Source organism: Halomonas marinisediminis, assembly GCF_004347715.1.
Lineage (GTDB): Bacteria > Pseudomonadota > Gammaproteobacteria > Pseudomonadales > Halomonadaceae > Halomonas > Halomonas icarae.
Window position 1 is genome coordinate 1 of the sequence record NZ_SLTR01000457.1, and the last position, 273, is coordinate 273.

1 protein-coding gene is annotated in these 273 nt (G+C 70.3%); it reads left to right on the top strand.

Annotation, left to right across the window (positions count from 1 at the left end; genetic code table 11):
- Positions 1-273: hypothetical protein (locus E0702_RS17405; protein ID WP_205742060.1), on the top strand; the 273-nt coding region annotated here is incomplete at both ends.

Here is a 273-nt window from a genome sequence, read left to right on the forward strand (position 1 = left end):
TGAGGTCGCCCTGCCCGCCCAACGCGCCACGGCCCAGGCCGCGCTGGCCCAGGCCGAAACCGAGATCGGGAAGATGACCGTCTATGCCGGGATCGACGCCCGGATCGAGCAGTTCGATTTGCGCGTGGGCGATATCGTCAACCCGATCCTGCGCCCCGCCGGTGTGCTCGTGCCGCTGGATTCCGGGCGCAACCGGTTCCAGGCAGGTTTCCCCCAGGTCGCGGCCCAGGTGATCCGCCCCGGCAGCGTCGCCGAGATCGCCTGCGTCTCGCA